This window comes from Pseudomonas sp. EL_65y_Pfl1_R83 (assembly GCF_963970695.1).
Lineage (GTDB): Bacteria > Pseudomonadota > Gammaproteobacteria > Pseudomonadales > Pseudomonadaceae > Aquipseudomonas > Aquipseudomonas tritici.
On record NZ_CAXAQI010000004.1, the window covers coordinates 136,426 to 162,185 of the forward strand.

The 25,760-nt window shown below is 59.9% G+C and carries 21 protein-coding genes; 10 read left to right on the forward strand and 11 right to left on the reverse strand.

Annotated features, from left to right (window positions below; all coding sequences use genetic code 11):
* Window positions 1-8: 8 nt before the first annotated feature.
* The 4 genes from AACY08_RS07135 to AACY08_RS07145 all read right to left on the reverse strand — a co-directional run bounded on the left by AACY08_RS07135 (window position 9) and on the right by AACY08_RS07145 (window position 2,369).
* Window positions 9-398, reverse strand: a complete 390-nt coding sequence (locus tag AACY08_RS07135) for a hypothetical protein (protein WP_339436254.1) — start codon at window positions 396-398, stop codon at window positions 9-11.
* Window positions 395-1,678: a PAAR domain-containing protein gene (locus AACY08_RS07140; RefSeq protein ID WP_445262023.1), complete on the reverse strand. Its 1,284-nt coding sequence runs from the start codon at window positions 1,676-1,678 to the stop codon at window positions 395-397. Before AACY08_RS07140 ends, AACY08_RS07135 begins: the two co-directional genes overlap by 4 nt.
* On the reverse strand, window positions 1,599-1,811 hold the full coding sequence (locus AACY08_RS30385) for a PAAR domain-containing protein (RefSeq protein WP_445262021.1): 213 nt from the start codon (window positions 1,809-1,811) through the stop codon (window positions 1,599-1,601). The genes AACY08_RS07140 and AACY08_RS30385 overlap by 80 nt, the downstream gene beginning before the upstream one ends.
* Before the next feature lie 75 nt (window positions 1,812-1,886).
* The gene (locus AACY08_RS07145; RefSeq protein WP_339468781.1) at window positions 1,887-2,369 is read right to left on the reverse strand and encodes a hypothetical protein; all 483 of its coding nucleotides are present in this window, start codon (window positions 2,367-2,369) and stop codon (window positions 1,887-1,889) included.
* 337 nt (window positions 2,370-2,706) lie between these two features.
* Here AACY08_RS07145 and xylA point away from each other — a divergent pair, with 337 nt between their 5' ends.
* From xylA to AACY08_RS07165, 4 genes are all read left to right on the forward strand, one after another.
* Window positions 2,707-4,023, forward strand: a complete 1,317-nt coding sequence (xylA, locus tag AACY08_RS07150; protein WP_339419371.1) for a xylose isomerase — start codon at window positions 2,707-2,709, stop codon at window positions 4,021-4,023.
* 101 nt (window positions 4,024-4,124) lie between these two features.
* Entirely contained in the window at window positions 4,125-5,126 is a 1,002-nt protein-coding gene (gene xylF, locus AACY08_RS07155) for a D-xylose ABC transporter substrate-binding protein (protein WP_339468782.1), read from the forward strand.
* A 5-nt stretch (window positions 5,127-5,131) separates the two neighbouring features.
* Window positions 5,132-6,676, forward strand: coding sequence for a D-xylose ABC transporter ATP-binding protein (gene xylG, locus AACY08_RS07160; RefSeq protein ID WP_339468784.1), 1,545 nt, complete (start codon window positions 5,132-5,134; stop codon window positions 6,674-6,676).
* A complete protein-coding gene (locus tag AACY08_RS07165) occupies window positions 6,677-7,813 on the forward strand; it encodes a sugar ABC transporter permease (RefSeq protein WP_339468786.1) in 1,137 nt (378 codons plus the stop codon).
* Between the two features lie 300 nt (window positions 7,814-8,113).
* On the opposite strand, the gene AACY08_RS07170 is transcribed toward AACY08_RS07165, so the two are convergent.
* The 3 genes from AACY08_RS07170 to AACY08_RS07180 all read right to left on the reverse strand — a co-directional run bounded on the left by AACY08_RS07170 (window position 8,114) and on the right by AACY08_RS07180 (window position 12,293).
* Window positions 8,114-9,364: a glycoside hydrolase family 68 protein gene (locus AACY08_RS07170; protein ID WP_339468787.1), complete on the reverse strand. Its 1,251-nt coding sequence runs from the start codon at window positions 9,362-9,364 to the stop codon at window positions 8,114-8,116.
* A gap of 251 nt (window positions 9,365-9,615) precedes the next feature.
* Window positions 9,616-10,554 carry a pectate lyase family protein gene (locus AACY08_RS07175; protein ID WP_339468788.1) on the reverse strand — a complete coding sequence of 313 codons (939 nt, stop codon included), beginning with the start codon at window positions 10,552-10,554 and terminating at the stop codon, window positions 9,616-9,618.
* 239 nt (window positions 10,555-10,793) lie between these two features.
* Window positions 10,794-12,293, reverse strand: a complete 1,500-nt coding sequence (locus AACY08_RS07180) for a CoA-acylating methylmalonate-semialdehyde dehydrogenase (protein WP_339468789.1) — start codon at window positions 12,291-12,293, stop codon at window positions 10,794-10,796.
* 109 nt (window positions 12,294-12,402) lie between these two features.
* Here AACY08_RS07180 and AACY08_RS07185 point away from each other — a divergent pair, with 109 nt between their 5' ends.
* Window positions 12,403-13,338, forward strand: a complete 936-nt coding sequence (locus AACY08_RS07185; RefSeq protein ID WP_339456103.1) for a LysR family transcriptional regulator — start codon at window positions 12,403-12,405, stop codon at window positions 13,336-13,338.
* A gap of 172 nt (window positions 13,339-13,510) precedes the next feature.
* A complete protein-coding gene (locus tag AACY08_RS07190; RefSeq protein ID WP_339468790.1) occupies window positions 13,511-15,193 on the forward strand; it encodes an AMP-binding protein in 1,683 nt (560 codons plus the stop codon).
* 54 nt (window positions 15,194-15,247) lie between these two features.
* Here the strand turns inward: AACY08_RS07190 and AACY08_RS07195 are convergent, their stop codons facing one another.
* Both AACY08_RS07195 and AACY08_RS07200 read right to left on the reverse strand, forming a co-directional pair.
* Window positions 15,248-16,522 (reverse strand): glucarate dehydratase family protein, encoded by a 1,275-nt coding sequence (locus AACY08_RS07195; protein ID WP_339468791.1) that lies wholly within the window; start codon window positions 16,520-16,522, stop codon window positions 15,248-15,250.
* Window positions 16,519-17,880, reverse strand: coding sequence for an MFS transporter (locus tag AACY08_RS07200; protein ID WP_339468792.1), 1,362 nt, complete (start codon window positions 17,878-17,880; stop codon window positions 16,519-16,521). The genes AACY08_RS07195 and AACY08_RS07200 overlap by 4 nt, the downstream gene beginning before the upstream one ends.
* Window positions 17,881-17,986: 106 nt before the next feature.
* Here AACY08_RS07200 and AACY08_RS07205 point away from each other — a divergent pair, with 106 nt between their 5' ends.
* From AACY08_RS07205 to AACY08_RS07220, 4 genes are all read left to right on the forward strand, one after another.
* Window positions 17,987-18,895 carry a LysR family transcriptional regulator gene (locus AACY08_RS07205; protein WP_065876275.1) on the forward strand — a complete coding sequence of 303 codons (909 nt, stop codon included), beginning with the start codon at window positions 17,987-17,989 and terminating at the stop codon, window positions 18,893-18,895.
* Between the two features lie 149 nt (window positions 18,896-19,044).
* Entirely contained in the window at window positions 19,045-19,500 is a 456-nt protein-coding gene (locus AACY08_RS07210) for a (2Fe-2S)-binding protein (RefSeq protein WP_314569485.1), read from the forward strand.
* Window positions 19,500-21,725, forward strand: coding sequence for a xanthine dehydrogenase family protein molybdopterin-binding subunit (locus tag AACY08_RS07215; RefSeq protein WP_339468793.1), 2,226 nt, complete (start codon window positions 19,500-19,502; stop codon window positions 21,723-21,725). Before AACY08_RS07210 ends, AACY08_RS07215 begins: the two co-directional genes overlap by 1 nt.
* 16 nt (window positions 21,726-21,741) lie before the next feature.
* The gene (locus AACY08_RS07220) at window positions 21,742-23,085 is read left to right on the forward strand and encodes a c-type cytochrome (protein ID WP_339468794.1); all 1,344 of its coding nucleotides are present in this window, start codon (window positions 21,742-21,744) and stop codon (window positions 23,083-23,085) included.
* A 2-nt stretch (window positions 23,086-23,087) separates the two neighbouring features.
* Here the strand turns inward: AACY08_RS07220 and AACY08_RS07225 are convergent, their stop codons facing one another.
* Entirely contained in the window at window positions 23,088-24,164 is a 1,077-nt protein-coding gene (locus tag AACY08_RS07225; RefSeq protein ID WP_339468795.1) for a GlxA family transcriptional regulator, read from the reverse strand.
* Complete coding sequence (gene gabP, locus AACY08_RS07230; protein ID WP_339468796.1) at window positions 24,161-25,570, reverse strand: GABA permease; 1,410 nt, start codon at window positions 25,568-25,570, stop codon at window positions 24,161-24,163. The genes AACY08_RS07225 and gabP overlap by 4 nt, the downstream gene beginning before the upstream one ends.
* Window positions 25,571-25,760: the final 190 nt, after the last annotated feature.

Here is a 25,760-nt window from a genome sequence, read left to right on the forward strand (position 1 = left end):
CGGTTGAGTTACCTGAACTGCAGCAGAATGGCTACAACTATCATCCAAATACATGAGGTGAGCATAAGCGTCGTATTGACGATCAGATGCCTTTTCAAGTGAGGTGGAAAGCTATCAAGATCGACGGGGTTTACATCGCCTAAACGGATATATGCCTTTGGCCACAAGACCATTCCGGCAATTCTCGAAATCTCAAATAGAGACCAGATCAACCCCCTCCTCCCCAGGCTAGGCCCCCAGAGATAAATATAACGGCTGTTTTTCAAGGCATCCTTTATCTCGCCCAGGTGGCAGCGGCTCAGATACAGACTGTATACAGTGCCCGCAACTGCAAGCAGGCCTGGGAAACCAGCAACAAAGATCGCAACCCAGGGAGACCACGTGTCGATACTGGTCATGGCTGTGCAGCCTCGTAGATTTTTTCACCTATGTATTCTCCACCCATACCGCCAACAGTTGTACCTGCCCAGGCTCCGGCCCCCACGATGGCTGCGACGCAGACAACCCCTCCAATACCTCCTGTGGCTACGCCAATCGCCAGACAGATCGGTCCACTGGCAACTCCGCCCGCCCATCCACCCGCAACACCGACAGCTGTGGACAAACCGAATTTCGCCGTTTCAGTAAACTTCACCTTTTCACAAGCCGCCCCGAAATCACCATTACACACCTGCGCAATAGCCAGCGCCGAAGACACCCCACCCAGACCAATCCCAATATACCCACCCGCTTTCATATATTTGGCAGCACGACTCACCGCCTCGACATGAGCCGAATAGCCCGGTATCTGCCCCGGCCCACCCGCCTTGTCCCAGTGATGCACCAGACTACGGCTGGAAATGCCAAGCGCCGTTTTCAACTTGGCGTGATCACCCAGCGTCGTCTGGCCGCGCAAACGTGTCGAGTTCAGCAGATGGGCGTCCAGTTGAGTCAGCAGTCGCTGGCGCTCAGCGAAAAACTGCGGCGACTTGAGGTGACCGTGCTGGCGGTAGCTCTCCTGATGCAAGCGTTCGATGGCTTGAAGGGAGTCGCGCAAGTTTCCCAGGTGTTTTTCCATCACCACCGCACTGACGCCCAGCCAGGTGGAGGTATGGCCGATAAAACCGGCGATCTCGGCACCGTGCCGATACGAAAAATCGGCCTCATCCGGCGTCAGCGTTTCCAGGGATGCATCGACTTGTTGAGCCGCCCGCATCAGTTGCGCTTCCTGATAGGTACAGGACGTATTGTTCGGATCGCTGAGCACGATCATCGAGCCGGCTTTAACCTCACCCTTGCCAGGGTTAAGTGATCGATACTTGCTCATCACAGCGGGGTCATGACCAGGGAAAAGCGTGGCTTCCAGTGCCTGGCGAGTCATGCTTTTGGGCACCACGTAGAAACCAGGCTCCTCAGCATCCATGCCTCTGGATCGCACTAAGGCCAGGCTGCCGGAAGGAACAAAACCCGATTGATGCCGGGCCATCGGGCGGTCGTTTACAGATGAGGCGCCCGGCTGAACGGCTCGCGTGTTCATAGGCGCTGGTGCGCTCTCGTTCTCGTAGGTAGCGGTGTACACCGAGGGAATCAGCCCCGCTCGACAGGGGCAACTGCTGAAGCTATCCAGCGTGCCAGCCACCAGCTTGCCATGACTCTCTATATGCGAAATGCCGCCGAGTATTTGATAAATCCCCCGCATGTTTTCCACAACTGACTCGGTCACCTTCGCGAGCGTGCAGGAGGCCATGTATGTCAATTCTTGGATCGCCATCAAGCACTTCTCCACCGCAAGTGGTCTTATCGCCCAAGCCAATAAAATATCCTTCAGTCATCTATGTTCTCCGCTCTATAACGCCTGAGCATTCCAAACGCGGCATAGCCACGCTCAGCACTAACACGCGTCATGGTCAATTCTGGATAAGGGGTAAAAAATCCTCGGCCAACTGCACACCCTCACGCGCGATGAGGATTACTGAGCCTTGAGGTGTATTGATGATTTCGTCACCGTTACTGAGCAAGCTGCCCACTAGCGCAATGTTGCTATTGCTTTCACCGGCACCCGTCAAAATGTGCGCCTGGGAACCGTCGACGTACTCAACGTAATCGCCCTTGTGTGCGGCGCGTACGCGCTCACCGTTGGTCAATTTGAATGTCATCGCTGAGGTCGTTTGTTTGATCGTTCCGCCGTTGCGGGTTTGACTGCCCACGGCTGCCACTCGGTAAACGGCAACGGCCGGATGAGTTTTTAAGTAAAACTGCCGCTGACTGATTACCTCCAACGCGTGTTCGTTGAATTCTGCAAGTTGCTGCTCAGTGAAGCAGTGATCGTCCAAACTACTTAGATATGCCGAAGACACTTCATTGGTGTACAGCATGGGGCGACTGCGCATTCATGTTTTCATCCTTATTTAGTATGTGCCTGATGAGTACCGCGCCCTCAACCGCGAATGGCATCAAGTCAAAGAAAATGACGATGCAGGCCAAACTTTGGAGAGGCACTTGCTTGAGGTAAAGCCAGACGTTTCCGCAAATCACGTAGTACTTAAGAGTTTGATTAGGGATCACTCTGAAAAAATAAATAAACTCGGATCGTCCCCTATGCAGTGACGCTACGCTCAAGCAAAGACATTACTCAAAATCGCACCCTTCCTTGGTGATTTTCATAATCGGCAGCCCCACCGCCGTTGCTAGTATCGGGACACCGCCAAGAACAATAAGGAAAACGCCATGCCGTACTTCCCCGGTGTCGAGAAGGTTCGCTTCGAAGGCCCCAGCAGCGAATCGCCCCTCGCCTTTCGCCATTACGACGCCAACAAAATCATCCTCGGCAAACCCATGCGTGAACACCTGCGCATGGCCGCCTGTTATTGGCACACCTTCGTGTGGCCAGGCGCGGACATGTTTGGCGTCGGCACCTTCAAACGGCCATGGCAACGCAGCGGCGACCCGATGGAACTGGCCATCGGCAAGGCGCAAGCAGCGTTTGAGTTTTTCTCCAAGCTGGGCATCGACTACTACAGCTTTCACGACACGGACGTCGCCCCCGAAGGCAGTTCGCTCAAGGAGTACCGCCACCACTTTGCACAGATGGTCGATCACCTGGAGCGTCACCAGGAACAGACAGGGATCAAGCTGCTGTGGGGCACCGCCAATTGCTTCAGTAACCCACGCTTTGCCGCCGGCGCCGCCAGTAACCCGGACCCGGAGGTGTTTGCCTACGCCGCCGCCCAGGTGTTCAGCGCGATGAACGCAACCTTGCGGCTCAAGGGTTCCAACTATGTGCTGTGGGGCGGCCGTGAAGGTTACGAAACCCTGCTCAACACCGACCTGAAACGCGAGCGCGAACAGCTCGGGCGCTTTATGCGCATGGTCGTGGAACACAAGCACAAGATCGGCTTCAAGGGCGACCTGCTGATCGAGCCCAAGCCCCAGGAGCCGACCAAGCACCAATACGATTACGACAGCGCCACCGTGTTCGGCTTCCTGCATGAATACGGGCTGGAGCATGAGATCAAGGTGAATATCGAGGCCAACCACGCGACCCTGGCCGGGCACAGTTTTCACCATGAAATTGCCACCGCCGTGTCCCTGGGCATCTTCGGCAGCATCGACGCCAACCGCGGCGACCCGCAGAACGGCTGGGACACCGACCAGTTCCCCAACAGCGTCGAGGAAATGACCCTCGCCACCTATGAAATCCTCAAGGCTGGCGGGTTCAAGAATGGCGGCTATAACTTCGACTCCAAGGTGCGCCGCCAAAGCCTGGACGATGTGGACCTGTTCCATGGGCATGTAGCCGCCATGGATGTATTGGCCCTGGCCCTGGAGCGCGCGGCGACTATGGTCGAGAACGATCGGTTGCAGCAGTTCAAGGACCAGCGCTACGCCGGTTGGCAGCAACCGTTGGGCCAGGCCGTGCTGGCGGGAGAATTCAGCCTGGAGTCGCTGGCTGAACATGCGTTTGCCCATGAACTGAACCCCCAGGCCGTGAGTGGCCGTCAGGAGATGCTTGAAGGTGTCGTGAATCGCTTTATCTACCGGTGACATTTGCGCGACAAATCTCTGCACAGAGCGTCGAGGGACGCTCTACAGTTTTACCCGCATCACGCTGTGTCTTTCCAACAACAATAAAAGGACGCACCACCATGAAGTCATTCAAACGTACCCTGCTCGCCACTGCCCTGGCCCTGCTCGCCCTGCCGGTCATGGCCGACCCGGCCCACCCGAAAATAGGCTTCTCGATCGATGACCTGCGTCTGGAACGCTGGTCCCGTGACCGTGACTACTTCGTCGCGGCGGCAGAAAAACTCGATGCCAAGGTCTTCGTCCAGTCTGCCGATGCCAACGAGCAGAAGCAGATTTCCCAGATCGAAAACCTGATCTCCCGGGGTGTCGACGTGATCGTCATCGTGCCCTTCAACGCTACCGTCCTCACCAACGCCGTCGCCGAAGCCAAGAAGGCCGGAATCAAAGTGGTGTCGTATGACCGCCTGATCCTTAACGCTGACATCGACGCCTACATCTCCTTCGATAACGAAAAGGTCGGCGAAATGCAGGCCAACGGCGTGTTGCAAGCGGCGCCCAAGGGCAACTACTTCCTGCTCGGCGGCGCGCCCACCGACAACAACGCCAAAGTGCTGCGTGAAGGCCAGATGAAGGTGCTGCAACCGGCCATCGACAAGGGCGATATCAAGATTGTCGGGCAGCAGTGGGTGAAAGAATGGAACCCCACTGAAGCCCTGAGCATCGTCGAAAACGCCCTGACCCGGAACAACAACAAGATCGACGCCATCGTGGCTTCCAACGATGCCACCGCCGGCGGTGCGATCCAGGCCCTGGCCGCGCAGAAACTGGCAGGCAAGGTACCGATCTCCGGGCAAGACGCCGACCTGGCCGCGATCAAGCGTGTGATCGACGGCACCCAAACCATGACCGTGTACAAGCCGCTCAAGCTGATCGCCACCGAAGCCGCCAAGCTCTCCGTGCAGCTGGCGCGTAACGAGAAGCCGACCTACAGCTCGCAGTACGACAACGGCAGCAAGAAGGTCGACACCATCCTGCTCACGCCTACCCCGCTGACCAAAGCCAATATCGATCTGTTGGAGAAAGACGGGTTCTATACCAAAGAGCAGATTGCCGGGCAGTGACCGCCATGTCCGACTATCTGCTGCAAATGAACGGCATCGTCAAAACCTTTGGCGGTGTCAACGCCCTCAACGGCATCGACATCAAGGTACGGCCGGGGGAATGCGTCGGCCTGTGCGGCGAGAACGGCGCCGGTAAATCAACCCTGATGAAGGTGCTGTCGGCGGTTTATCCGTACGGCACCTGGGACGGTGACATTCTCTGGGACGGGCAGCCGCTCGAGGCTCATTCGATCAGCGAGACCGAGGCGGCGGGGATCGTGATCATTCACCAGGAACTGACCCTGGTGCCTGACTTGTCGGTGGCCGAAAACATCTTCATGGGCCACGAACTGACCTTGCCGGGGGGGCGCATGAATTACCCGGCGATGATCCACCGCGCCGAAGCCTTGATGCGCGAGCTCAAGGTACCGGACATGAACGTCGCGCTGCCGGTGTCGCAGTACGGCGGCGGCTACCAGCAATTGGTGGAAATCGCCAAGGCCCTGAATAAACAGGCGCGCCTGTTGATTCTCGATGAGCCTTCCTCGGCCCTGACGCGCTCTGAAATCGAAGTACTGCTGGACATCATCCGCGGCCTCAAGGCCAAGGGCGTGGCCTGCGTGTACATCTCCCACAAGCTCGATGAAGTGGCGGCGGTGTGCGACACCATTGCGGTGATCCGCGATGGCAAGCACATCGCGACCACGGCCATGGCCGACATGGACATCGCGCAGATCATCACCCAGATGGTCGGCCGCGAGATGAGCCACCTCTATCCCACCGAGCCGCATGACGTGGGCGAGGTGATTTTCGAGGCCCGCAACGTCACCTGCTATGACGTCGACAACCCCAAACGCAAGCGTGTGGACGACATTTCCTTTGTGCTCAAACGCGGGGAAATCCTCGGCATTGCCGGGTTGGTGGGGGCCGGGCGTACGGAACTGGTGTCGGCGCTGTTCGGCGCCTACCCAGGGCGCTACAGCGCCGAAGTCTGGCTGGACGGCCAGGTCATCGACACGCGCACGCCGCTCAAATCCATCCGCGCCGGGCTGTGCATGGTGCCCGAGGACCGCAAGCGCCAAGGCATCATTCCCGACCTGGGCGTGGGCCAGAACATCACCCTGGCGGTGCTCGATACCTATGCGCACATGACGCGTATCGATGCCGAAGCCGAACTGGGCAGCATCGACCAGCAGATCGCACGCATGCACCTGAAGACCTCCAGCCCGTTTTTGCCGATCACCAGTTTGTCCGGGGGCAATCAGCAAAAGGCCGTGCTGGCGAAAATGCTGATGGCCAAGCCCAAAGTGTTGATCCTCGACGAACCCACGCGCGGCGTGGACGTGGGCGCCAAATATGAGATCTACACGTTGATGAACGCCCTGGCGGCCGAAGGGGTGTCAATCATCATGGTGTCCTCGGAGCTGGCCGAAGTACTTGGGGTCTCCGACCGCGTGCTGGTGATCGGCGAAGGCCAACTGCGCGGTGATTTCGTCAACAACGGCCTCACCCAGGAGCAGGTGCTCGCGGCTGCGCTCAGCCATAACAATAATGATCGGAAGACCGCGTAGATGAATCAGCTCAAACAGCTGTTTACCCGTTACAAAATGCTCGCCCTGGTGATTGCCGTGGCGGTGATCTGGCTGTTTTTCAGCTGGCAGACCGAGGGCGGGTTTCTCACACCACGCAACCTGTCCAACCTGCTGCGGCAGATGTCGATCACCGGGATCCTGGCGTGCGGCATGGTGCTGGTGATCATCAGCGGCGAGATCGATTTGTCGGTGGGGTCATTACTGGGGTTGCTGGGCGGGTTGGCGGCGATCCTGGATGTGGTTTATCACATTCCGCTGCTGGCCAACCTGAGCTTGGTAGCGTTGTGCGGGTTGGTGATCGGGTTGGCAAATGGGTACATGACAGCCTATCTGCGCATCCCGTCGTTTATCGTCGGTTTGGGCGGGATGCTGGCATTTCGCGGGATCCTGCTGGGGATCACGGGCGGTACCACCATTGCGCCGGTTTCACCGTCGCTGGTGTATGTGGGCCAGGGGTATTTACCGCATTCAGTCGGTATTGGCCTCGGGGTTTTGCTGTTTGCCCTGACACTGTTCCTGGCATGGAAACAGCGTCGCAATCGCGCGCTGCATGGTCTTGCGGCACATTCCCTCGTGCGTGATCTGGTGCGCGTGGTACTTATCGGCGCCGTGCTGACCGGGTTCGTCACCACGCTCAACAGCTACGACGGCATTCCCGTCCCCGTCTTGCTTCTGCTGGTGCTGTTGGGTGTATTCAGCTACGTCACCCGCCAGACCGTGTTCGGCCGCCGTATCTACGCGGTGGGCAGCAACATGGAAGCCACACGCCTGTCGGGCATCAACGTACAAGCGGTGAAGCTATGGATCTTCGGCATCATGGGCGTGATGTGCGCCCTCGCCGGCCTGGTCAATACTGCCCGGCTCGCGGCCGGTTCGCCGTCGGCGGGGAATATGGGCGAGCTGGATGCCATCGCTGCGTGCTTTATCGGCGGCACGTCAATGCGTGGCGGCTCGGGCACGGTGTACGGCGCGTTGCTGGGCGCGCTGGTGATTACCAGCCTGGACAATGGGATGTCGATGCTGGATGTGGACAGTTACTGGCAGATGATCGTGAAGGGCAGCATTCTGGTGCTGGCGGTGTGGGTGGATGTGAGTACGCGAACGGGCCGGCGGTAAAGATCCGGAAGAACACCGACGCTCAAATGTGGGGGCTGGCTTGCCTGCCGTAGCGGCCTATCAGTACCCGATGTGCTGACTGATACTGCGCTATTGCGGTCACGCCCTCTCCCACATTTGATAGGTGGCGTGAGTGGCTTTGGGTCATGATTCGTAAAGCGCCAGTAAGACGTGTCGCGTTTAATTGCAGGCATCAATGGCGTGCCTGTGATCCCCCCCTCGAGTGTCTGAAGCCATCAACAGCGCCTGCATGAAAAACAGCCGTAAAAAAGCCACTCCGAAGAGTGGCTTTTTAGTCAGTTACTGGCTCAACACAACATCGCGCATCGCCGGGATGTAGCCGTAGTCATAAGCCTCCTGCACAAACGAGCGATCGCCCTTCAATACAATCCTCACGGTGGGTGCTTCGGTGCCGCCGATGCGGTAGTCATCGCCGCTGGTGGGCACGCTGTCGATAAAGGAGGTCACCAGGCCATTGGGCATCACGCAGTGAGAATACGTCTGGAACGGCTGCGAAGGCGGATTGCCCAGCACCAGCCCCGAGGCGTTCATCGGCGTGTAGGGGCCGAACAGATGATCGCCGACAAAACCGTAGACGCCATCCGGACCCGTCACACCATCCGCGTAGGTGAATTTGTGGCTGATGGTGAACAAGTAGTACTTGTTGTCCTGGAACACGTAATGGGGGCGTTCGGTCTGGTCATTCACCCCGACGGCGGTGACCAGCGGCGGCAGGATTTCCCATTCATCACCGTTTAGGTCCTTGGCGACCGCGATGCCGATACAGCCGACCTGGTAACGGGCACCGCCCACATCTTCGTGGCCCGGCGGTACCAGGCCCAGTTCATTCGGGCCCACTTCGTGAGTCCCGCGCTCGCCGGCAACGTTGCCCTCAAACACCATGTATAACTTGCCGTCATTTGGATCGATAAACGGGCTTGGATCGCGAAAGTTCCAGGTCGCATTCTGCGCTTCGGTTTGATAATAGGTGCCGTCTGCATCAAACAACGACTTGACCTGGGTGAAGCCTTGCAGCTCGACACCGGTGTCGGAAGTGACCACCTGGCCCCTGACTTTGGCAATGGTGGCACCCGGCGTTACACAGGTGTAATACAAGTCAATGTCACCGTTATTGTTGAGCAGGATAGGTGTACCCGCCCATTCACGCGTGGTCGGCGAAACCCCTTCGGCCATGACCCAGCCGCCGAAGATCCAGTCCTTGCCGGTGCGCGAGTACCAATAGCAGATACGCGCATGGCCATGGCGGTCTTCCCAATCGCGCTTGATGTCGTAACGGCCATCGGCGTTGATGAATTGTGGATCATGGGGGCGACGGTCGGCGGTCAGGGTGAAGATCACCGACCAGCCATTGACCGATACAACCGTGCCATCCAGCTCACGCAATGGCATGGTGTCCCAAATGAATACAGTGTCACTCATGACAGGAAAGTCAGGACTCACTAGCGGCTGTGTGGTCGTCGGGTCATTTTCATTAACTTTTAGCGCATCGGCCCGTGTCCAGCGAGTAGGTGCGTGATTCGCATGTTTCATGATGATGTCCTTTTACTGATGCTTACGTGACAAGCGAAGATTGAATAACACATAACAGCCAGCAACTTTGCTGCGACTGAAAAGAATGAGCCGTAGTTGGCCCTGAAGTGCGGAACTAGGTTTAACATGACCACCCGCCTATCGCAGCGTGAAGAATTATTTAGATTAAAAAGGCCATCACTGTATTTATATCCTTGATATAAATACAGTGGCATTTGCAATCGATGCCAACCAACTAGAAAGCTAGCTAATCAACTACCGAATACCAGCGCACCGGACTGGGCTCCGGCATTCTTCTGCGTAAAGTCTTTGGCTTGGGCTGCGGTTTTCAAGGTGTAGGCGTAGTTGGAAGTGGCCGTCCATTGCGCCTTTGGTGACTTCTGGTTGGTGATCGGTGGAACACTGTTGGTATCAGTGAACGTCCCAGTCCCCTTGTCATCCAACATGCCGTTGTTTTGGCTGCCCTCACCAAAGTAGTTACTTTCAGAAAGGATGTTGGCGTTCTGCGCCAGGGTAAAACCGAGGTGGAAGTTATTGATGTAGTTGTTATAAACATGAAAGTATCCGTAACGCATCAAGCCCGGCGCACGCACTTCCATATTCTCGAAGCGGTTATGGCACACCGTCAGGCGTGGGTACCCGTTGAACGCCGCATTATTGTCATCCGCCGGATGACCGAAGATCAGCCCGTACTTGTGACTGCCAAAGAAGCAGTTGCTGAGGGTGGCATAATCGGCCTTCTCACCGATATACAGCAGCTTATCTTCACTGCCGTCAGTGGTGGACCAGCTGTGCCCAACAAAAGAGCAATGGTCAATCCAGTACTTGCTGCCGTCGTTCAGGTAAACCTGAATATCGTCATTGGCCTTGATAGTCGCCGAGTGCTTGAAAATAATATTCTGCAGAATAATGTTCTGCGACTGCGCCGTTGCCCGCAGGTGAATATTTTCCAAGGTTCGATTCTGGAATGAGCCGATCAGGGTCTTGTTAGCGCCCATCGTCACTTTGGTGAGACGCGAGGCCGAGAGATTACTGTTGATCACCAATACCCGCGGGGTGGTGTCGCCAATATTGGCCTTGAGTTGATCGAGCGTAGTGATGCTGACCACGGGACCCGACCAGCCACCTGTCACTTTTGCCGCTTGGGCGAAACCGGTCAAACCGGTGAGTTTGCTTTCTGGATACGACATGAGTTCCCTCTCTAAAATAAAAACAGCTCGCTATGACGAACGGGTGCATCAAGTTAATCCGTTAACTTGCACACAGTGTTTGGCAGGACTGAGATTGCCGTGTGAGGTTCGATCAGCGCTTAAACACTGTGTTTATATACAGTATTCGGCATTCACCAAAACGTCAACCCTTGTGCGGGCAAAAAAAAATGGGAGGGGCAAGCCCCTCCCACATTGGGTCCTACAGCATCTGTTCAACCTTACTTCGACACCGGCATCGCAAACTCCGCGCCCTGCTCGATGCTCTCCGACCAGCGCTGCATGATCGACTTCTGCTTGGTGTAAAACCGCACACCCTCCGTGCCATACGCATGCATGTCGCCGAACAAACTCTTCTTCCAGCCGCCGAACCCGTGCCATGCCATCGGCACCGGGATCGGTACGTTGATGCCGACCATGCCCACTTCAATCCGCCGTGCAAACTCGCGGGCGATATTGCCGTCGCGGGTGAAGCAACTCACGCCATTGCCGAATTCGTGGTCGTTGACCAGTTTGATCGCTTCGGCGAAGTCACTTACGCGCACGCACGCCAGCACCGGGCCGAAGATTTCTTCACGGTAGATGCTCATCTCTTGGGTCACGTGATCGAACAAGGTCGCGCCGAGCCAGAAGCCGTTTTCCAGGCCCGCTTCGGTGGGCACGTAGTCGCGCCCGTCGAGCAGCAGTTGCGCACCGGCCTGTACGCCTTGTTCGATGTAGCCGCTGATACGCTCCAGCGCCGCGCGGGACACGATCGGGCCCATTTCGGCCTTGAGGTCGCGGCCGTCGGTGATGCGCAGTTGCTTGGCACGCTCGGTCAAGGCGGCGATGACTTTGTCACCCACATCACCCACCAGCACGGCGACGGAGATGGCCATGCAGCGTTCGCCGGCACTGCCGTAGGCGGCGCCCATCAGGGCGTCGACGGTTTTTTCAATATCCGCGTCGGGCATTACTACCATGTGGTTTTTGGCGCCGCCCAGGCCTTGCACACGCTTTCCGTTACGCGCGCCGGTTTCGTAGATGTACTGGGCAATCGGCGTGGAGCCAACAAAGCTCACGGCCTTGACGTCCGGGTGTTCGATCAGCGCGTCCACCGATTCCTTGTCGCCCTGCACGACGTTGAACACGCCCTTGGGCAAGCCGGCTTCACGCAGCAGTTCGGCCATGAACAACGATGCGCTTGGGTCGGTCGGGCTTGGCTTGAGGATGAAGGTATTGCCCGCCGCAATGGCGATCGGGTACATCCACATCGGCACCATCACCGGGAAGTTGAACGGTGTAACACCGGCTACAACGCCCAGCGGCTGGCGCAGTGTCCAGTTGTCCATGCCACGGGAAACCTGGTCGGAGTGTTCGCCCTTGAGCAAGTTCGGAATGCCGCAGGCAAATTCGAGGATATCGAGACCACGGTCGACTTCACCCTGGGCGTCGGTAAAGACCTTGCCGTGCTCGGCGACAATGATCCGCGCCAGGTCATCCTTGCGTGCACGCAGCAGGTGCAGGTATTCGAACAGCACGCGGGCGCGGCGGATTGGCGGGGTGTCGGCCCAGTCGGCGAAGGCAGCCTGGGCGGCGGCGACGGCTTCGGACACGGTCTGGTGACTGGCCAGGGCGACGCGGCCGGTCTTTTCGCCGGTGGCCGGGTTGTAGACGTCCTGATAGCGATCATCGCGGGACACGCGCTGATCGTTGATGTAGTGCTCGATTGTTTTAGTCATGGCAGTAGATCCCAGGTGGGTAGCGTTGGGACACACGATAGGCTTTCGGTTTGTTCCAAACCAGAGCAGAATCCAGAACTTATTGTCCATACAAGCGAACAATACCCGCATGGAAAAGTCTGAGATCGAAGGGCTGTGGACCCACATTCACTGGCTGTCGGTGCTGGAAGAACAAGGCACCTACACCGCCGCAGCCGCGCGCCTGGGGGTGAGTAAGTCCGCCGTCAGCCAGCGCATTTCGGACCTGGAAAAAGCTACCGGTACGCGGTTGGTCACGCGAACGACGCGCAGCGTACGGCTCACCGATGCCGGGCTGTCGCTGACCCGGGAGGTCCGCAGTGCCTATGAGCAGATCGCGCGCAGCTTCTCGTCGGTGCGCGACTCTGCCGGCGAGATTCGTGGTTTGGTGCGCTTGACCGCGCCGGTGGCCTTCGCCAGGCAGCAGTTGGTGCCACACCTGGCGGAATTCCTGCAGCAGTTTGCGCAAGTACGTATCCAGTTGGATGTGTCGGATGCGTTGAGCTCGCTGGCAGCCGAGGGCTACGACCTCGCCGTGCGCCACGGCTTCCAGGTGCCGGAAACCCACGTGGCGTGGAAGCTGTGCGACACCGGCTCGGTGTTGGTCGCCACCCGCGATTACCTGCAACGCCACGGCGAACCCCGTGAGCCTGGCGACCTGTCAGCCCACAACTGCCTGTTCTACCCGCGCGGCACCGACCAGCCGGCGTGGACCTTTGAGCGCGGCAGCAAAAACGTCGAGCGCCTTACCGTGCCCATCGCCGGCAGCTTTGCCACCAACAACAGCGAAGCCCTGCGCGATGCGGCCCTCAACCACCTGGGCATCGCCCTGCTCCCGGACTTCAGCGCCCATGCCGCATTGGCCAGCGGCAAGCTGGTACAGGTGCTCAAGGGCTGGACGCTCAAGGGCGCGTTTGCCGATGAGATCTACCTGATCCGGCCGTATTCACCGCATGTGCCCAAGTCGGTGACGGCATTGGTGGGCTTCCTTAAGGAAAAACTGTCAGGTGGGTTCAGGTTTGATTGACGGCCATCGCTTGCGCGTAGGCACCGTCATGTTGGAAGGCTGAGCATGACTTTTTTGCACAACGCACCGGTATTTTTGGGCGTTCTTCTCTGATTTATGCGTGCCTATACTCGGTCCAGCCTCTCGGTTCAGCCGAGGGCCAGTCCCACAACAATAATTAAGGACAGCCACCATGACCCAGCCCTTCCTGGCCGCTCGGGATTTTCTGCTCGCTCACCGCACCGACTACGCCACCGCCGTACGGGATTTCCGTTGGCCGCAACTGGGCGAATTCAACTGGGCCCTGGACTATTTCGACGCCATGGCGAAGGGCAATGCGGCCAATGCGCTGTGGATCGTCGAGGAAGACGGCAGCGAGCAGCGCTACAGCTTCGAGCAACTGGCCGCACGCTCCAACCAAGTGGCCAACCACCTGCGCGCCCACGGGGTTGGGCGCGGTGATCGCGTACTGCTGATGCTCGGCAATGATGTGGCGCTTTGGGAAACCATGCTCGCCGCCTTCAAGCTCGGTGCAGTGGTCATCCCCGCCACCGCCCTGCTGAATGCCGACGACCTGCGTGACCGTATTGAGCGCGGGCAGGTTCGTCACTTGGTGGTCGGCGAGGCGCATGTGAGCAAATTCGCCGGGCTGGCTGAAGGCTGCAGCCGCATCTGCGTGGGTTCGGCGCCCGCCGGCTGGTTCCCACACAGCGCCGCCTGTGAATATCCCGAGCAGTTTGAAGCCGAAGGCCGCACCCTGGCCATCGACCCGATGCTGCTCTATTTCACCTCGGGCACCACATCAAAACCGAAGATGGTGTTGCACAGCCACCAGAGCTATCCCGTTGGGCACCTGTCGACCATGTACTGGATCGGCCTGCAACCGGGCGACCTGCACCTGAATATTTCCTCACCGGGGTGGGCCAAGCATGCTTGGAGCTGCCTGTTTGCGCCGTGGAACGCCGGCGCCTGCATCTTTATCCATAACGTCGCGCGGTTCAGCGCGCCGGCCTTGCTCAGTGCATTGGAACGCTACGGCGTGACCAGCCTGTGCGCGCCGCCCACCGTGTGGCGTATGTTGATTCAGGAAGATCTGGCCAGCTACAAATCGCGCCTGAACCTGCGCGAACTGGTCGGCGCCGGTGAGCCGCTGAACCCGGAAATCATCGAGCAGATCCAGCAGGCCTGGGGGTTGCCGCTGCGTGATGGCTTCGGCCAATCGGAAACCACCGCACTGGTGGGCAACACGCCCGGGCAGTTGCTCAAGCCAGGCTCCATGGGCCGCCCGCTGCCGGGCTATCAAGTGGCCCTGCTCGACCCGGATGGCAACCCCGCCAATGAAGGCGAAGTCGCCCTGCCCCTGGACGTGCGCCCGCTCGGCCTGATGCTGTGCTACGAAGACAGCCCGGAAAAAACTGCAGAAGTCATGCGTGACGGTTATTACCGCACCGGTGACACCGCGCAGGTCGACGCCGACGGCTACATCACCTTTGTCGGTCGCGCCGACGATGTGTTCAAGGCCTCCGACTACCGCATCAGCCCATTCGAGCTGGAAAGCTCGCTGATCGAGCACCCGGCAGTGATGGAAGTGGCCGTGGTGCCCAGCCCCGATCCATTGCGCCTGGCCGTGCCCAAGGCCTTCCTGATCCTGGCCCATGACGCCCCCGGCAGCGCCGAGCTGGCCCGGCATATTCTCGCCTTCGCCCGCGAACATCTGGCGCCCTACAAGCGGGTGCGGCGTATCGAATTCGTGACCGAACTGCCCAAGACCATTTCCGGGAAAATCCGTCGGGTGGAACTGCGCCAGATGGAAGTACTGCGTCGCCAAAGTGATACGCGGGGCGAACAGGAACACTTCGAAGAAGATTTTGGCTGAAAAAAAGCCCGGCGACACACATGTGTGTTGCCGGGCAAAGCGAAGCGACCAGCTTCAGAAACGCGGTTTCACAGTCTTCCAATCCGGTTGGTAACGCTGCATCTGCTTTACGTCGTCGCGCTGGCGAATGCCGCAACTGAGGTACTGCTCATGCAGCTTGCCCAGTTGGTCATGGTCAAGTTCCAGGCCCAGCCCCGGGGCACGGGTGATCGTCACGCAGCCATCGACAATCGGCACCTTGCCGCCCTTGATGACTTCCTCGTCCGGCTCCTGCCAGGGGTAATGGGTGTCGCAAGCGTAATCAAGGTTGGGCACCGACGCGGCCACATGGGCCATCGCCATCAGGCTGATGCCCAGGTGTGAGTTGGAATGCATCGACACGCCCAGGCCGAAGGTCTGGCACATCTTCGCCAACACCTGGGTGTCGCGCAGGCCGCCCCAGTAATGATGGTCAGCGAGGACGATCTGCACGCTGTCCAGGGCAACGCTGCGGCGGAACTCGTCAAAATCGGTGACCACCATATTGGTCGCCAGGGGCAAGCCGGTGCGTTTGTGCAGCTCGGCCATGCCTTCCAGGCCCGGGGTCGGGTCTTCGTAATACTGCAGGTCATCGCCCAGCAGTTCAGCCATGCGAATCGAGGTTTCCAGCGACCAATTGCCATTCGGGTCGATGCGCAGCGGCACGCCGGGGAAGGCTTTTTTCAGCGCTTTGATGCACCGCACCTCATGTTCCGGTTCCAGCGCGCCGGCCTTGAGCTTGATGCTTTTGAAGCCGTAGGCTTCGATCATCCGCCGGGCCTGGGCAACGATCTGCTGTTCGTTGAGCGCTTCGCCCCAGCTGTCAGGCTTGTAGGGCGAGTCGATGTGTTCGGCGTACTTGAAAAACAAGTACGCACTGAACGGAATCCGGTCGCGGATAGCCCCACCGAGCAAATCCACCAGTGGCACATTCAAGGCGTGGGCCTGCAGATCGAGCAAGGCCACTTCGAACGCCGAATAGGCATTGCTCACGGCCTTGCTGGCGTGAGAGCCCGGCGCCAGTTCTGCGCCGCTGAGGCTCACGGGCCTGTGCGCGGCCACCGTGGCCTGGACGATCGCACGCAGCCCGTTCAGGTTGAAGGGATCGAGGCCGATCAGTTGCGGCTGCACCTGTTGCTGGATCGCCAGCGCCGGGGCATCGCCGTAGCTTTCGCCAAGGCCGATGTAGCCGGTGTCGCTCTCGACCTCGATGATCGAGCGCAGTGCGAAGGCTTCGTGGATACCGCTGGCGTTAAGCAGCGGGGGGTCGCGAAAGGCGATGGGCGTGACGGTAACGCGGACGATTTTCAAGAGGCTGCTCCCTGTGGGCCTGGACGCGAGGCGTGCTGATGTGTAGTCGGTGTGGGGGGCACGGTGCCCCGTGGTGCGGTGCGCGCAAAAAACACCACCACCGCCGCCGCCAGGGAGGTAGCGGCCAGGCCATACAACCCGCCTTCGATGGAGCCGGTGGTCTGTTCCAGCAAACCAAAGGTGGTGGGGGCGACAAAGCCTCCCAGGTTGCCGACCGAATTGATCAAGGCAATCACCGCCGCGGCGATCCGGGCATCCAGATACCCCTGGGGAATTGGCCAGAACAAGGCAGAGGCGGCCTTGAAGCCAATCGCGGCAAAACAGATGGCGACAAAGGCAAACACCGGCCCGCCGGTGGTAGACATGAACATACCGAACGCGGCGATCACCAGCATCAGCGCAACCCATGCCTGCTGATGTTTCCATTTGCTGGCGAGGGCGGCGAAACCGTACATGGCGACGATGGAAATCAACCAGGGAATCGAATTGAACAAGCCCACCTGGAAGTCGCCCAGGTTGCCCATTTTCTTGATCATGCTGGGCAGCCAGAAGGTGGCGCCATAGATGGTCAGGGCGATGGAAAAGTAAATAAAGCAAAACAGCGCGATCTGTCTGTCGGCGAGGAGCTTGAACATTGAGGGCCGGACAGTCCGGACGGCTTCACGCGCTAGCTGTTCCGCCTCGATGGCACTCACCAACGCGTGTTTTTCCTCTGCGCTGAGCCACGTCGCCTGATCGGGACGGGACTGCAACCAGAACCATACAAAGCCACAGAGCACGATCGAGGCAAACCCTTCGATCAGAAACATCCACTGCCAGCCATGCAGGCTAAACCCATTGATGTGCAGCAAGGCCCCCGACACCGGGCCTGAGATCACCGAGGCAATCGCAGAGCCGCTGAGGAAAATCGCCATCGCCTTGCCACGCTCGGAGGCTGGCAGCCACTGGGTGAAGTAGTAGATGACACCGGGGAAAAACCCCGCCTCGGCGGCGCCGAGGACAAAGCGCAAGATATAAAAACTGGTTTCACCTTTGACGAAGGCCATGGCCATCGCGGCCGCGCCCCAGGTGAACATGATGCGCGTCAGCCAGGCCCTTGCGCCGTAGCGCTGCAGGAGCAGGTTGGACGGTACTTCAAAGATCGCGTAGCCAATGAAGAACAAACCGGCACCGAGGCCGTAGGCGGCCGCGCCAATGCCCAGGTCGATCTCCAAATGGCTGCGCACAAAGCCGATGTTGACCCGGTCGATGTAGTTGACGATGAACATCACCACAAATAATGGCAGTACATGACGCTTGACCTTGGTGGCCGCACGGGCGAGCACGGTCGGATCTGGCGGATTCTGAACAGTGTCCAAGGGCAACTCCCAATCATTGTTTTTTTAGGGACGCGTTGATCATGGACGCCGGGCATTGATCCCGTCTAATCTAACTTGGCATCCGATTGATACCTGGATTAGATCAATGTTCGAGCTCACTCAACTGCGTTGCTTCACCACTGTGGCCACTGAGCTGAATTTTAGGCGGGCGGCCGAACGGCTGAACATGACCCAGCCGCCGCTCAGCCGACAGATCCAATTGCTGGAACATCACTTGGGGGTCGAACTGTTTGCCCGCACCACCCGCAGCGTTGCCCTCACCGCTGCCGGCCGCGCATTTTTTATCGAGGCGCAGAACTTGCTGGAGCGCGCCCAGCAAGCGGCGGTGACGGCGCGTCGTTTCGCAGAGGGCGATATCGGCACGGTCAATATCAGCTTCGTCGGCAGCGCGGTGTACGAGTTTTTGCCACGCGTGATCGCCGAGGCGCGGCTCCGGCAGCCCCAGGTGAAGATCGACCTGTCAGAGATGAACACCTACCAGCAATATGAAGCGCTGCGCGCCCGCCGGATCGACCTGGGGATCGTCCGCGCGCCGCTGCTGGAGCCGGGCTACGCCACCGAGTGCCTGGTGCGCGAGCCCTTCGTGCTGGCAGTTCCCAGCAGCCATCGGCTGGCCAATGCCGAGACGGTCAGCGTGCACGACTTGGACGCCCAGCCCTTCCTGATGTACGCCCACTCGGCCTACCCGCCGTTCAACGAACTGCTCACCGGCCTGCTGCGCTCAGCGCGCGTGGCGCCGGAGTTTGTGCAGTGGCTGGGGTCATCCCTGACCATCCTGGCGCTGGTCAATGCGGGCATGGGCCTGGCATTGGTGCCACGTTGCGCCAGCAGTGTGGTGTTCAAGAACGTGGTGTTCCGCGATATCGACTTGGGTGAAGGGGCGCAGAGTGAGCTGCATTTGATCTGGCGCGAGAACAACGACAACCCGGCATTTGCAATGTTGCTGGACGGGATTCGCAGTGCGGTACGTCAAGAATGGGATCAGGCACGCTAGCTCAATCCTCTTGAATACTTGCCTGATCCTCCGACTTCTCGGATTTCGGATAGATAGCCCTTGCACCGTGGTCTAGAGTTCGACAATAAGCGGCCGCCGCAACCTCATACTAAAAATGGCCGCATACACCGATGATCAGCAGGTGAGCCATGGAATTACGAATCAACCAGAAAACCTATCAGGTCGAAGCCGACGCTGACACGCCCCTGCTGTGGGTGATCCGCGACGACCTGGGCCTGACCGGCACCAAATACGGCTGCGGCCTGGCCCAGTGCGGGGCCTGTTCGGTGCTGGTGGACGGTAATGTGGTGCGCTCGTGTGTCACGCCAGTGGCCGGAGTGGTCGGGCGTGAAATCACCACCATCGAAGCGATTGAAGACGATGAGGTGGGCAAGCGCGTGGTCGCGACTTGGGTCGAGCATCAGGTGGCGCAATGCGGGTATTGCCAGTCCGGGCAGGTAATGGCCGCGACTGCGCTGCTCAAACACAGTCCCGCCCCTAGTAAAGCGCAGATTGATGCGGCAATGATCAACCTGTGCCGTTGCGGCACCTATAACGCCATCCATGCGGCGGTCGACGCACTGGCCAAGCAGGAGAGCGTCTGATGAGCATCCTCAATGAACTGCTCGAGGCACCGGTAAACCTGTCGCGCCGCCGCTTCTTGGCGAGCACGGCGGTGGGCGCGCTGGTGATCGGTTTCGGCCTGCCGCTTGGCTCGTCGAGGGTGCAGGCGGCCACGGCCAACGCCGCAGAACGGGGCACTCAGGTGCCAGCGTTTCTTGAAATTCGCCCGGACGGCACGGTGCGCCTGCTCAGTCCGTTCATGGAAGGCGGACAAGGCACCCACACCGCCATGGCGCAGATTGTCGGCGAAGAGCTGGATGCCGACCCCGCCAGGTTCATCGTCGAAGCCGCGCCACCCGGCGAAGCGTATGTGGTGATGGACAACGGCCTGCGCATCACCGGCGGCAGCATGTCGGTGCGCATGAGCTACCCGACCATGCGCCGCCTGGGCGCCCTCGCCCGCGCGATGCTGCTGCAAGCCGGTGCCGCGCAGTTGGGTGTACCGGTTGCGGAACTGACCACCCAGCCTGGCCGGGTGGTACATACGGCTTCCGGCCGTTCGTTGGGCTACGGCGAATTGGCCAGTCGCGCTCTGGACATGCCAGTGCCCGACCCGGCCAGCGTCACGCTGCGCGACCCAAGCCAGTTCCGCTGGATCGGCAAGCCGGTCAAACGCCTGGATGCCTACGACAAATCCACCGGCAAGGCGCAATACAGCATCGACCTGAAAGTCGACAACATGCTTCACGCGGCGGTCCAGCATGCGCCACGCCTGGGCATGACCGTGGGCAGTGTGCGTAACCAGTCGCAAGTGGAAGCCATGAAAGGCGTGCATTCGGTGCACGCGCTGCCCGGCGCAGTGGCGGTGGTGGCTGAACGTTGGTGGCACGCCAAGCGTGCGGTTGAAGCGGTCCAGGTCGACTGGCAAGAAGCGGCTGCCGACTCGACACTGCGCGTCATGCCGGCAGACTTCTCCAGCGACAAGCACCGCGACTTCCTCGCTGCCCAGCAAGGCCCGGCCCATGACGACGAAAACGAAGGTGACGTGGCCGCCGCCCTGTCAGGCGCCAAGACCAAAATCGAAGCGACGTATCACAACCAATACCTCAACCACGCCCAACTGGAGCCGCCGTCGGCACTCGCACGCTTCAACCCCGATGGCACCCTGGAGATCTGGCTGCCTAACCAGGCGCCTGACATGTTCCGCGCCGACATCGCCAAGCGCACCGGCCTCGACCTCGACAAAATCACCCTGCACTCGCCACTGCTGGGCGGCTTTTTTGGGCGGCACTTTCTGTATGACTCCGCCAATCCCTTCCCCCAGGCCATTGCGCTGGCCAAGGCCGTGGGGCGTCCGATCAAGCTGATCTGGAGCCGTGAAGAAGAATTCCTGCGCGACGTGCTGCGCCCGCTGGCCGTGGTCAAGTTCCGCGCCGCGCTGGATGACAAAGGCTTCCCGGTGGCCATCGAAGCGGTCAGCGCGACCGAAGGCCCGGCCGAAGCGCTGGCCGGCAAGCAGGGCGATAAAATCGACCCCACGGCCCTCGAAGGGTTGTCGGGCAAGTCCTACACCATTCCCAACAAACGCATCGCGCAGATCTACGTCAAAGGCGCGCCCATGCTCGGCTACTGGCGTTCGGTGGGCAACTCGCTCAACGACTTCTTCTATGAGTCGTTTCTCGACGAACTGGCGGACAAAGGCGGACATGATCCCTATGAGCTGCGCCTGCATCTGCTGCGCGACAACCCACGGCTGACCACGTTGCTGCAAGCGGCGGGTGAATTGTCCGGTGGCTGGAAGCGTGGCCCCTTCACCGCCGAGGACGGTACCCGACGCGCTCGCGGCGTGGCCATGGCCTCACCGTTCGGCTCCCACACGGCAGCGATCGCCGAAGTGTCCATCGAGAATGGAAAGGTCAAGGTGCACGATATCTGGCAGGCCATCGACCCGGGCAGCATCGTCAACCCGGCGATTGTCGAGGCGCAGGTCAATGGTGCCGTGGCGTTGGGCTTGTCCCAGACCTTGCTGGAAGAAGCGGTGTACGTGGATGGAAAACCACGGGCGCGCAACTACGACCTGTACCCGATCCTGGCGCCCGCACAGATGGCGCGGGTGCATGTACGGGTGGTCGAGAGTGGCGAAAAAATGGGCGGTATCGGCGAACCGCCGTTGCCCGCCGTGGCACCGGCCGTGGCCAATGCGGTGGCGCAGTTGACGGGCCAGCGCGTGCGCAGCCTGCCCTTGAGCCGACACACTTTCAGCTGACCCTCAGGAAACGCCCATGAACAACCGTCGATTCGCAAGAACCGCAGGCTGGCTGGCGCTGCCCTGCCTGGCTGCCGCAGGCCTGCTGGCCTGGTATGTCACCCGTGAACCTGCTACTGCGTTCGAACAGGAACAGGCGGGTGCCAGCTTCGAACCCGCCTTGGTCAGCCGTGGCGAGTATGTCGCCCGCCTCAGCGATTGCGTGGCCTGCCACAGTTTGGCAGGCAAGGCACCGTTCGCCGGGGGGCTGGAAATGGCCACGCCGTTGGGGGCGATTCACGCCACCAACATCACGCCGGACAAAAACACCGGGATCGGCACTTACAGCCTGGCTGACTTCGACCGCGCAGTGCGCCATGGCGTGGCGCCGGGTGGGCGACGGCTGTACCCGGCCATGCCCTACCCGTCCTACGTAAAACTCAGCGATGACGATATAAAAGCGCTGTACGCGTTCTTCATGCAGGGCATACAGCCGGCCAACCAACCGAATATCCCCAGCGATATTCCCTGGCCGCTGAATATGCGCTGGCCGATCGCGCTGTGGAATGGCGTGTTCGCCCCCACTGCCACCTATGCAGCCAAGCCAGACCAGGACGCACTGTGGAACCGCGGCGCCTATATCGTTCAAGGCCCCGGCCACTGCGGCAGCTGCCACACACCACGCGGCCTGGCCTTTAACGAAAAAGCGCTGGATGAATCCGGCAAGCCGTTCCTCGCCGGCGCCCTGCTCGACGGCTGGTACGCACCGAGCCTGCGCCAGGACCCCAATACTGGGCTAGGGCGCTGGAGCGAGCCGCAGATCGTGCAGTTCCTCAAGACCGGGCGTAACGCGCATGCGGTGGTCTACGGCTCTATGACCGAAGCCTTTAACAATTCCACGCAGTTCATGCAGGACGACGATTTGGCCGCTATCGCTCGCTATCTCAAGTCGCTGCCTGGCGACCCGCAGCGCGACGGCACGCCCTGGCAGTATCAGGCGGTGACCACGAACCAGGACGTCCCCGGCGCCCGCACTTACGCGACCCGTTGCGCCTCGTGCCATGGCCTGGACGGCAAGGGCCAGCCCGAGTGGATGCCCCCGCTGGCCGGCGCCACTTCGGCACAGGCCAAGGAAAGCGCCTCCGCGATCAACATCACCCTCAACGGCTCGCAACGCGTAGTCGCGGCCGGTGTACCGGACGCCTACCGCATGCCTGCGTTTCGTGAGCAATTGTCCGACCAGGAAATCGCTGAAGTTCTGAGCTACGTGCGCGGAACCTGGGGTAATCAGGGTGGCACGGTGGACGCGAAGGCGGTGGGCAAGCTGCGCGGGCATACCGACCCGGCGAGCAGCAGCCCGATCATCCTGCATATGCGCTGAATTCAGGACTTCAGGTTTTTCACGCTGGCAAACGTGGCCTCGCCCCGCGCCTGCTCCAACACGTTCATGGGCGCAGGCGAAGGCAACGCGTGCAGCACCGGCTTGAGCGCGACGGATCGCTCGCTGTCCGTGACTGAACGCTCATCGCTGGGCGGTACGCCGAAGTATTCGCGGTAGCACTTGGAGAAGTGCGGCGTGGACACAAAGCCACAAAGCACGGCCAATTCCACGATTGAAATGGGTGTCTGCTTGAGCAACTGCCGCGCACGGATCAGCCGCAGCCTGAGGTAATAGCGCGAAGGCGAACAGTGCAGGTACTTCTGGAACATGCGCTCAAGTTGGCGACGCGACAACGCGACATACGCGGCCAGCTCGTCCAAGTTGATCGGTTCCTCCAGATTCGCCTCCATCAATGCCACGAGTTCCTGCAACTTGGGTTGCTGGGTGCCCAGCATATGCTTGAGGGGCACGCGCTGATGGTCCTGCTCGTTGCGGATCCGCTCGTACACAAACATGTCGGAAATGGCCGCCGACAGCTCATGCCCGTGATCCCGACCGATCAAGTGCAGCATCATGTCCAAGGGCGCGGTACCGCCCGAGCTGGTGAGACGGTCCCGGTCGAGGCTGAACAGGCTGGAACTGACAGTCACCCGTGGGAAGGCCTCCTGCATGGCGGCCAACCACTCCCAATGCACGCTGCATTCATAGCCATCCAACAAGCCGGCCCGCGCCAACACAAAGCTACCGGTACAAATACCGCCCAATCGCTTGGCGTAACGCGCCTGGCTGCGCAACCACTTGACCAGTTCGCCAGTCACGGTGCCCTGGATGCCGATGCCGCCACAGACAATCACAATGTCGGCGGGCGGCACGCTGACTATCGAACCGTCAGGCGTGATGGGCACGCCGTCACTGGCCCACACAGGGTTGCCGTCCGGGCTCGCGGTATGCCACTTGTAAAGCTCCTGGCCGGACAACTGATTGGCCATGCGCAAGGGCTCGACTGCAGCCGCCAGTGACATCAAGGTGAACTGGTCCAGCAGAACGAAAACGATGCTGCTGACAGGACGGGCACTCATGGCTGCGAAGCTGCGGCCACTGTTTTTTGCGCGCGTTCAGGCTGCCGCGCGGTGAGCAAGCCAATCAGGGAAATTATCAAGGCCAGGCCGATTGTCGAGGACACTTCAGAACGGTGCTCGGGGGTCACCAACATCACCGTCAATGCGGTACAGATGAACGCAATGACCAACCAGGTCAGCCACGGAAACAGCCACATCTGGAAGGTCAGCGTGACGTTGCGCTGTCGTAGGATCTTGCGCATGCGCAACTGGGAAATGGCGATCACCAGGTACACCAGCAAGGCGATGGCGCCCGAACTGGCCAGCAGGAAGTGGAACAGCCCGGCCGGCGCGAAGTAGCTGAACAGGGTCACTCCCGCGCCCAGGATCGTGCTGGCGATCACCGCCGCCCTTGGCACGCTCGCCGCCGAGGTCTTCCTCATCAGCTGGGGTGCGTCGCCCCGCTTGCCCAGGGAAAACAGCATGCGCGAGGCGATGTAGATGGAGGAATTCATACAACTGGCCACGGCGATCAACACCACCCCATCAACCAGCAGTTTGGCGTGGGGAATGTTCATCAGCTCCAGTGCCCGTTGATACGACCCTACAGACGCCAACAGCGGGTCATTCCATGGCACCACGGAAATCACCACGAAAATCGACAACAGATAGAACACGCCGATGCGCCACATCACCGAGCGCGTGGCCCGGGCGATGTTCTGCGCCGGGTTACTGGATTCGGCCGCCGCGATGGTAACCGCTTCGGTACCGATGAAACTGAACATGATCGTGATGAAAGCCCCGACCACTGCCGACAGCCCGTTGGGCGCGAAACCGCCATGTTCCTCCATCAACCGGCTCAACCCACTGGCCTCCCGCTCGGGAATCCAGCCCATCAAAACCGCGAAGCCCAGACCGATGAAGCCGATGATCGCAATTACCTTGGCCATGGCGAACCAGAACTCGAACTCACCGTACTTGGACACGCTGAACAGATTGGTGACCACCAACAAAAAGATCGACAGCAAGGCAAACAGCCAAGCGTCGATCTGTGGGAACCACTGGTTGAGAATATGCCCGGCGGCCAGGGCTTCGATGGGGATCACCAGCACCCAGAACCACCAGTACAACCAACCGATGGTGAACCCGGCCCAGCGGCCGATGGCCTGGTCGGCATAGGTCGAGAATGACCCCGTATCGGGGTTGGCCACCGCCATCTCCCCCAACATGCGCATAACCAGCACCACCAGCGTGCCGGAGAACAGATAGGCCAGCAGCACCGCCGGCCCAGCCGCGGCGATCGCGTGTCCGGAACCGACGAACAACCCCGCGCCGATAATGCCCGCAATGGAAAGCATGGTGACATGACGCGGCTTGAAGCCCTGCGCCAACTGGCCGTTCGAATCGTTGGAATTCAGGCTATTCATTGTTTTTGTTGTTCTCGGTGATCGACGTCAGGGCGTACTGACTGAAGGGTCAGGCGATCATCATTTCTTAATGATGGGTCACCTTACGCGGCCTGACTTCACTGAAAACAGCCTGAAAGCGGCAGGGATTGGTCTGATATCGACATCGGTGTACGGCCTGCGTTTATGCCGCTCTGTTATGGGCAGACTC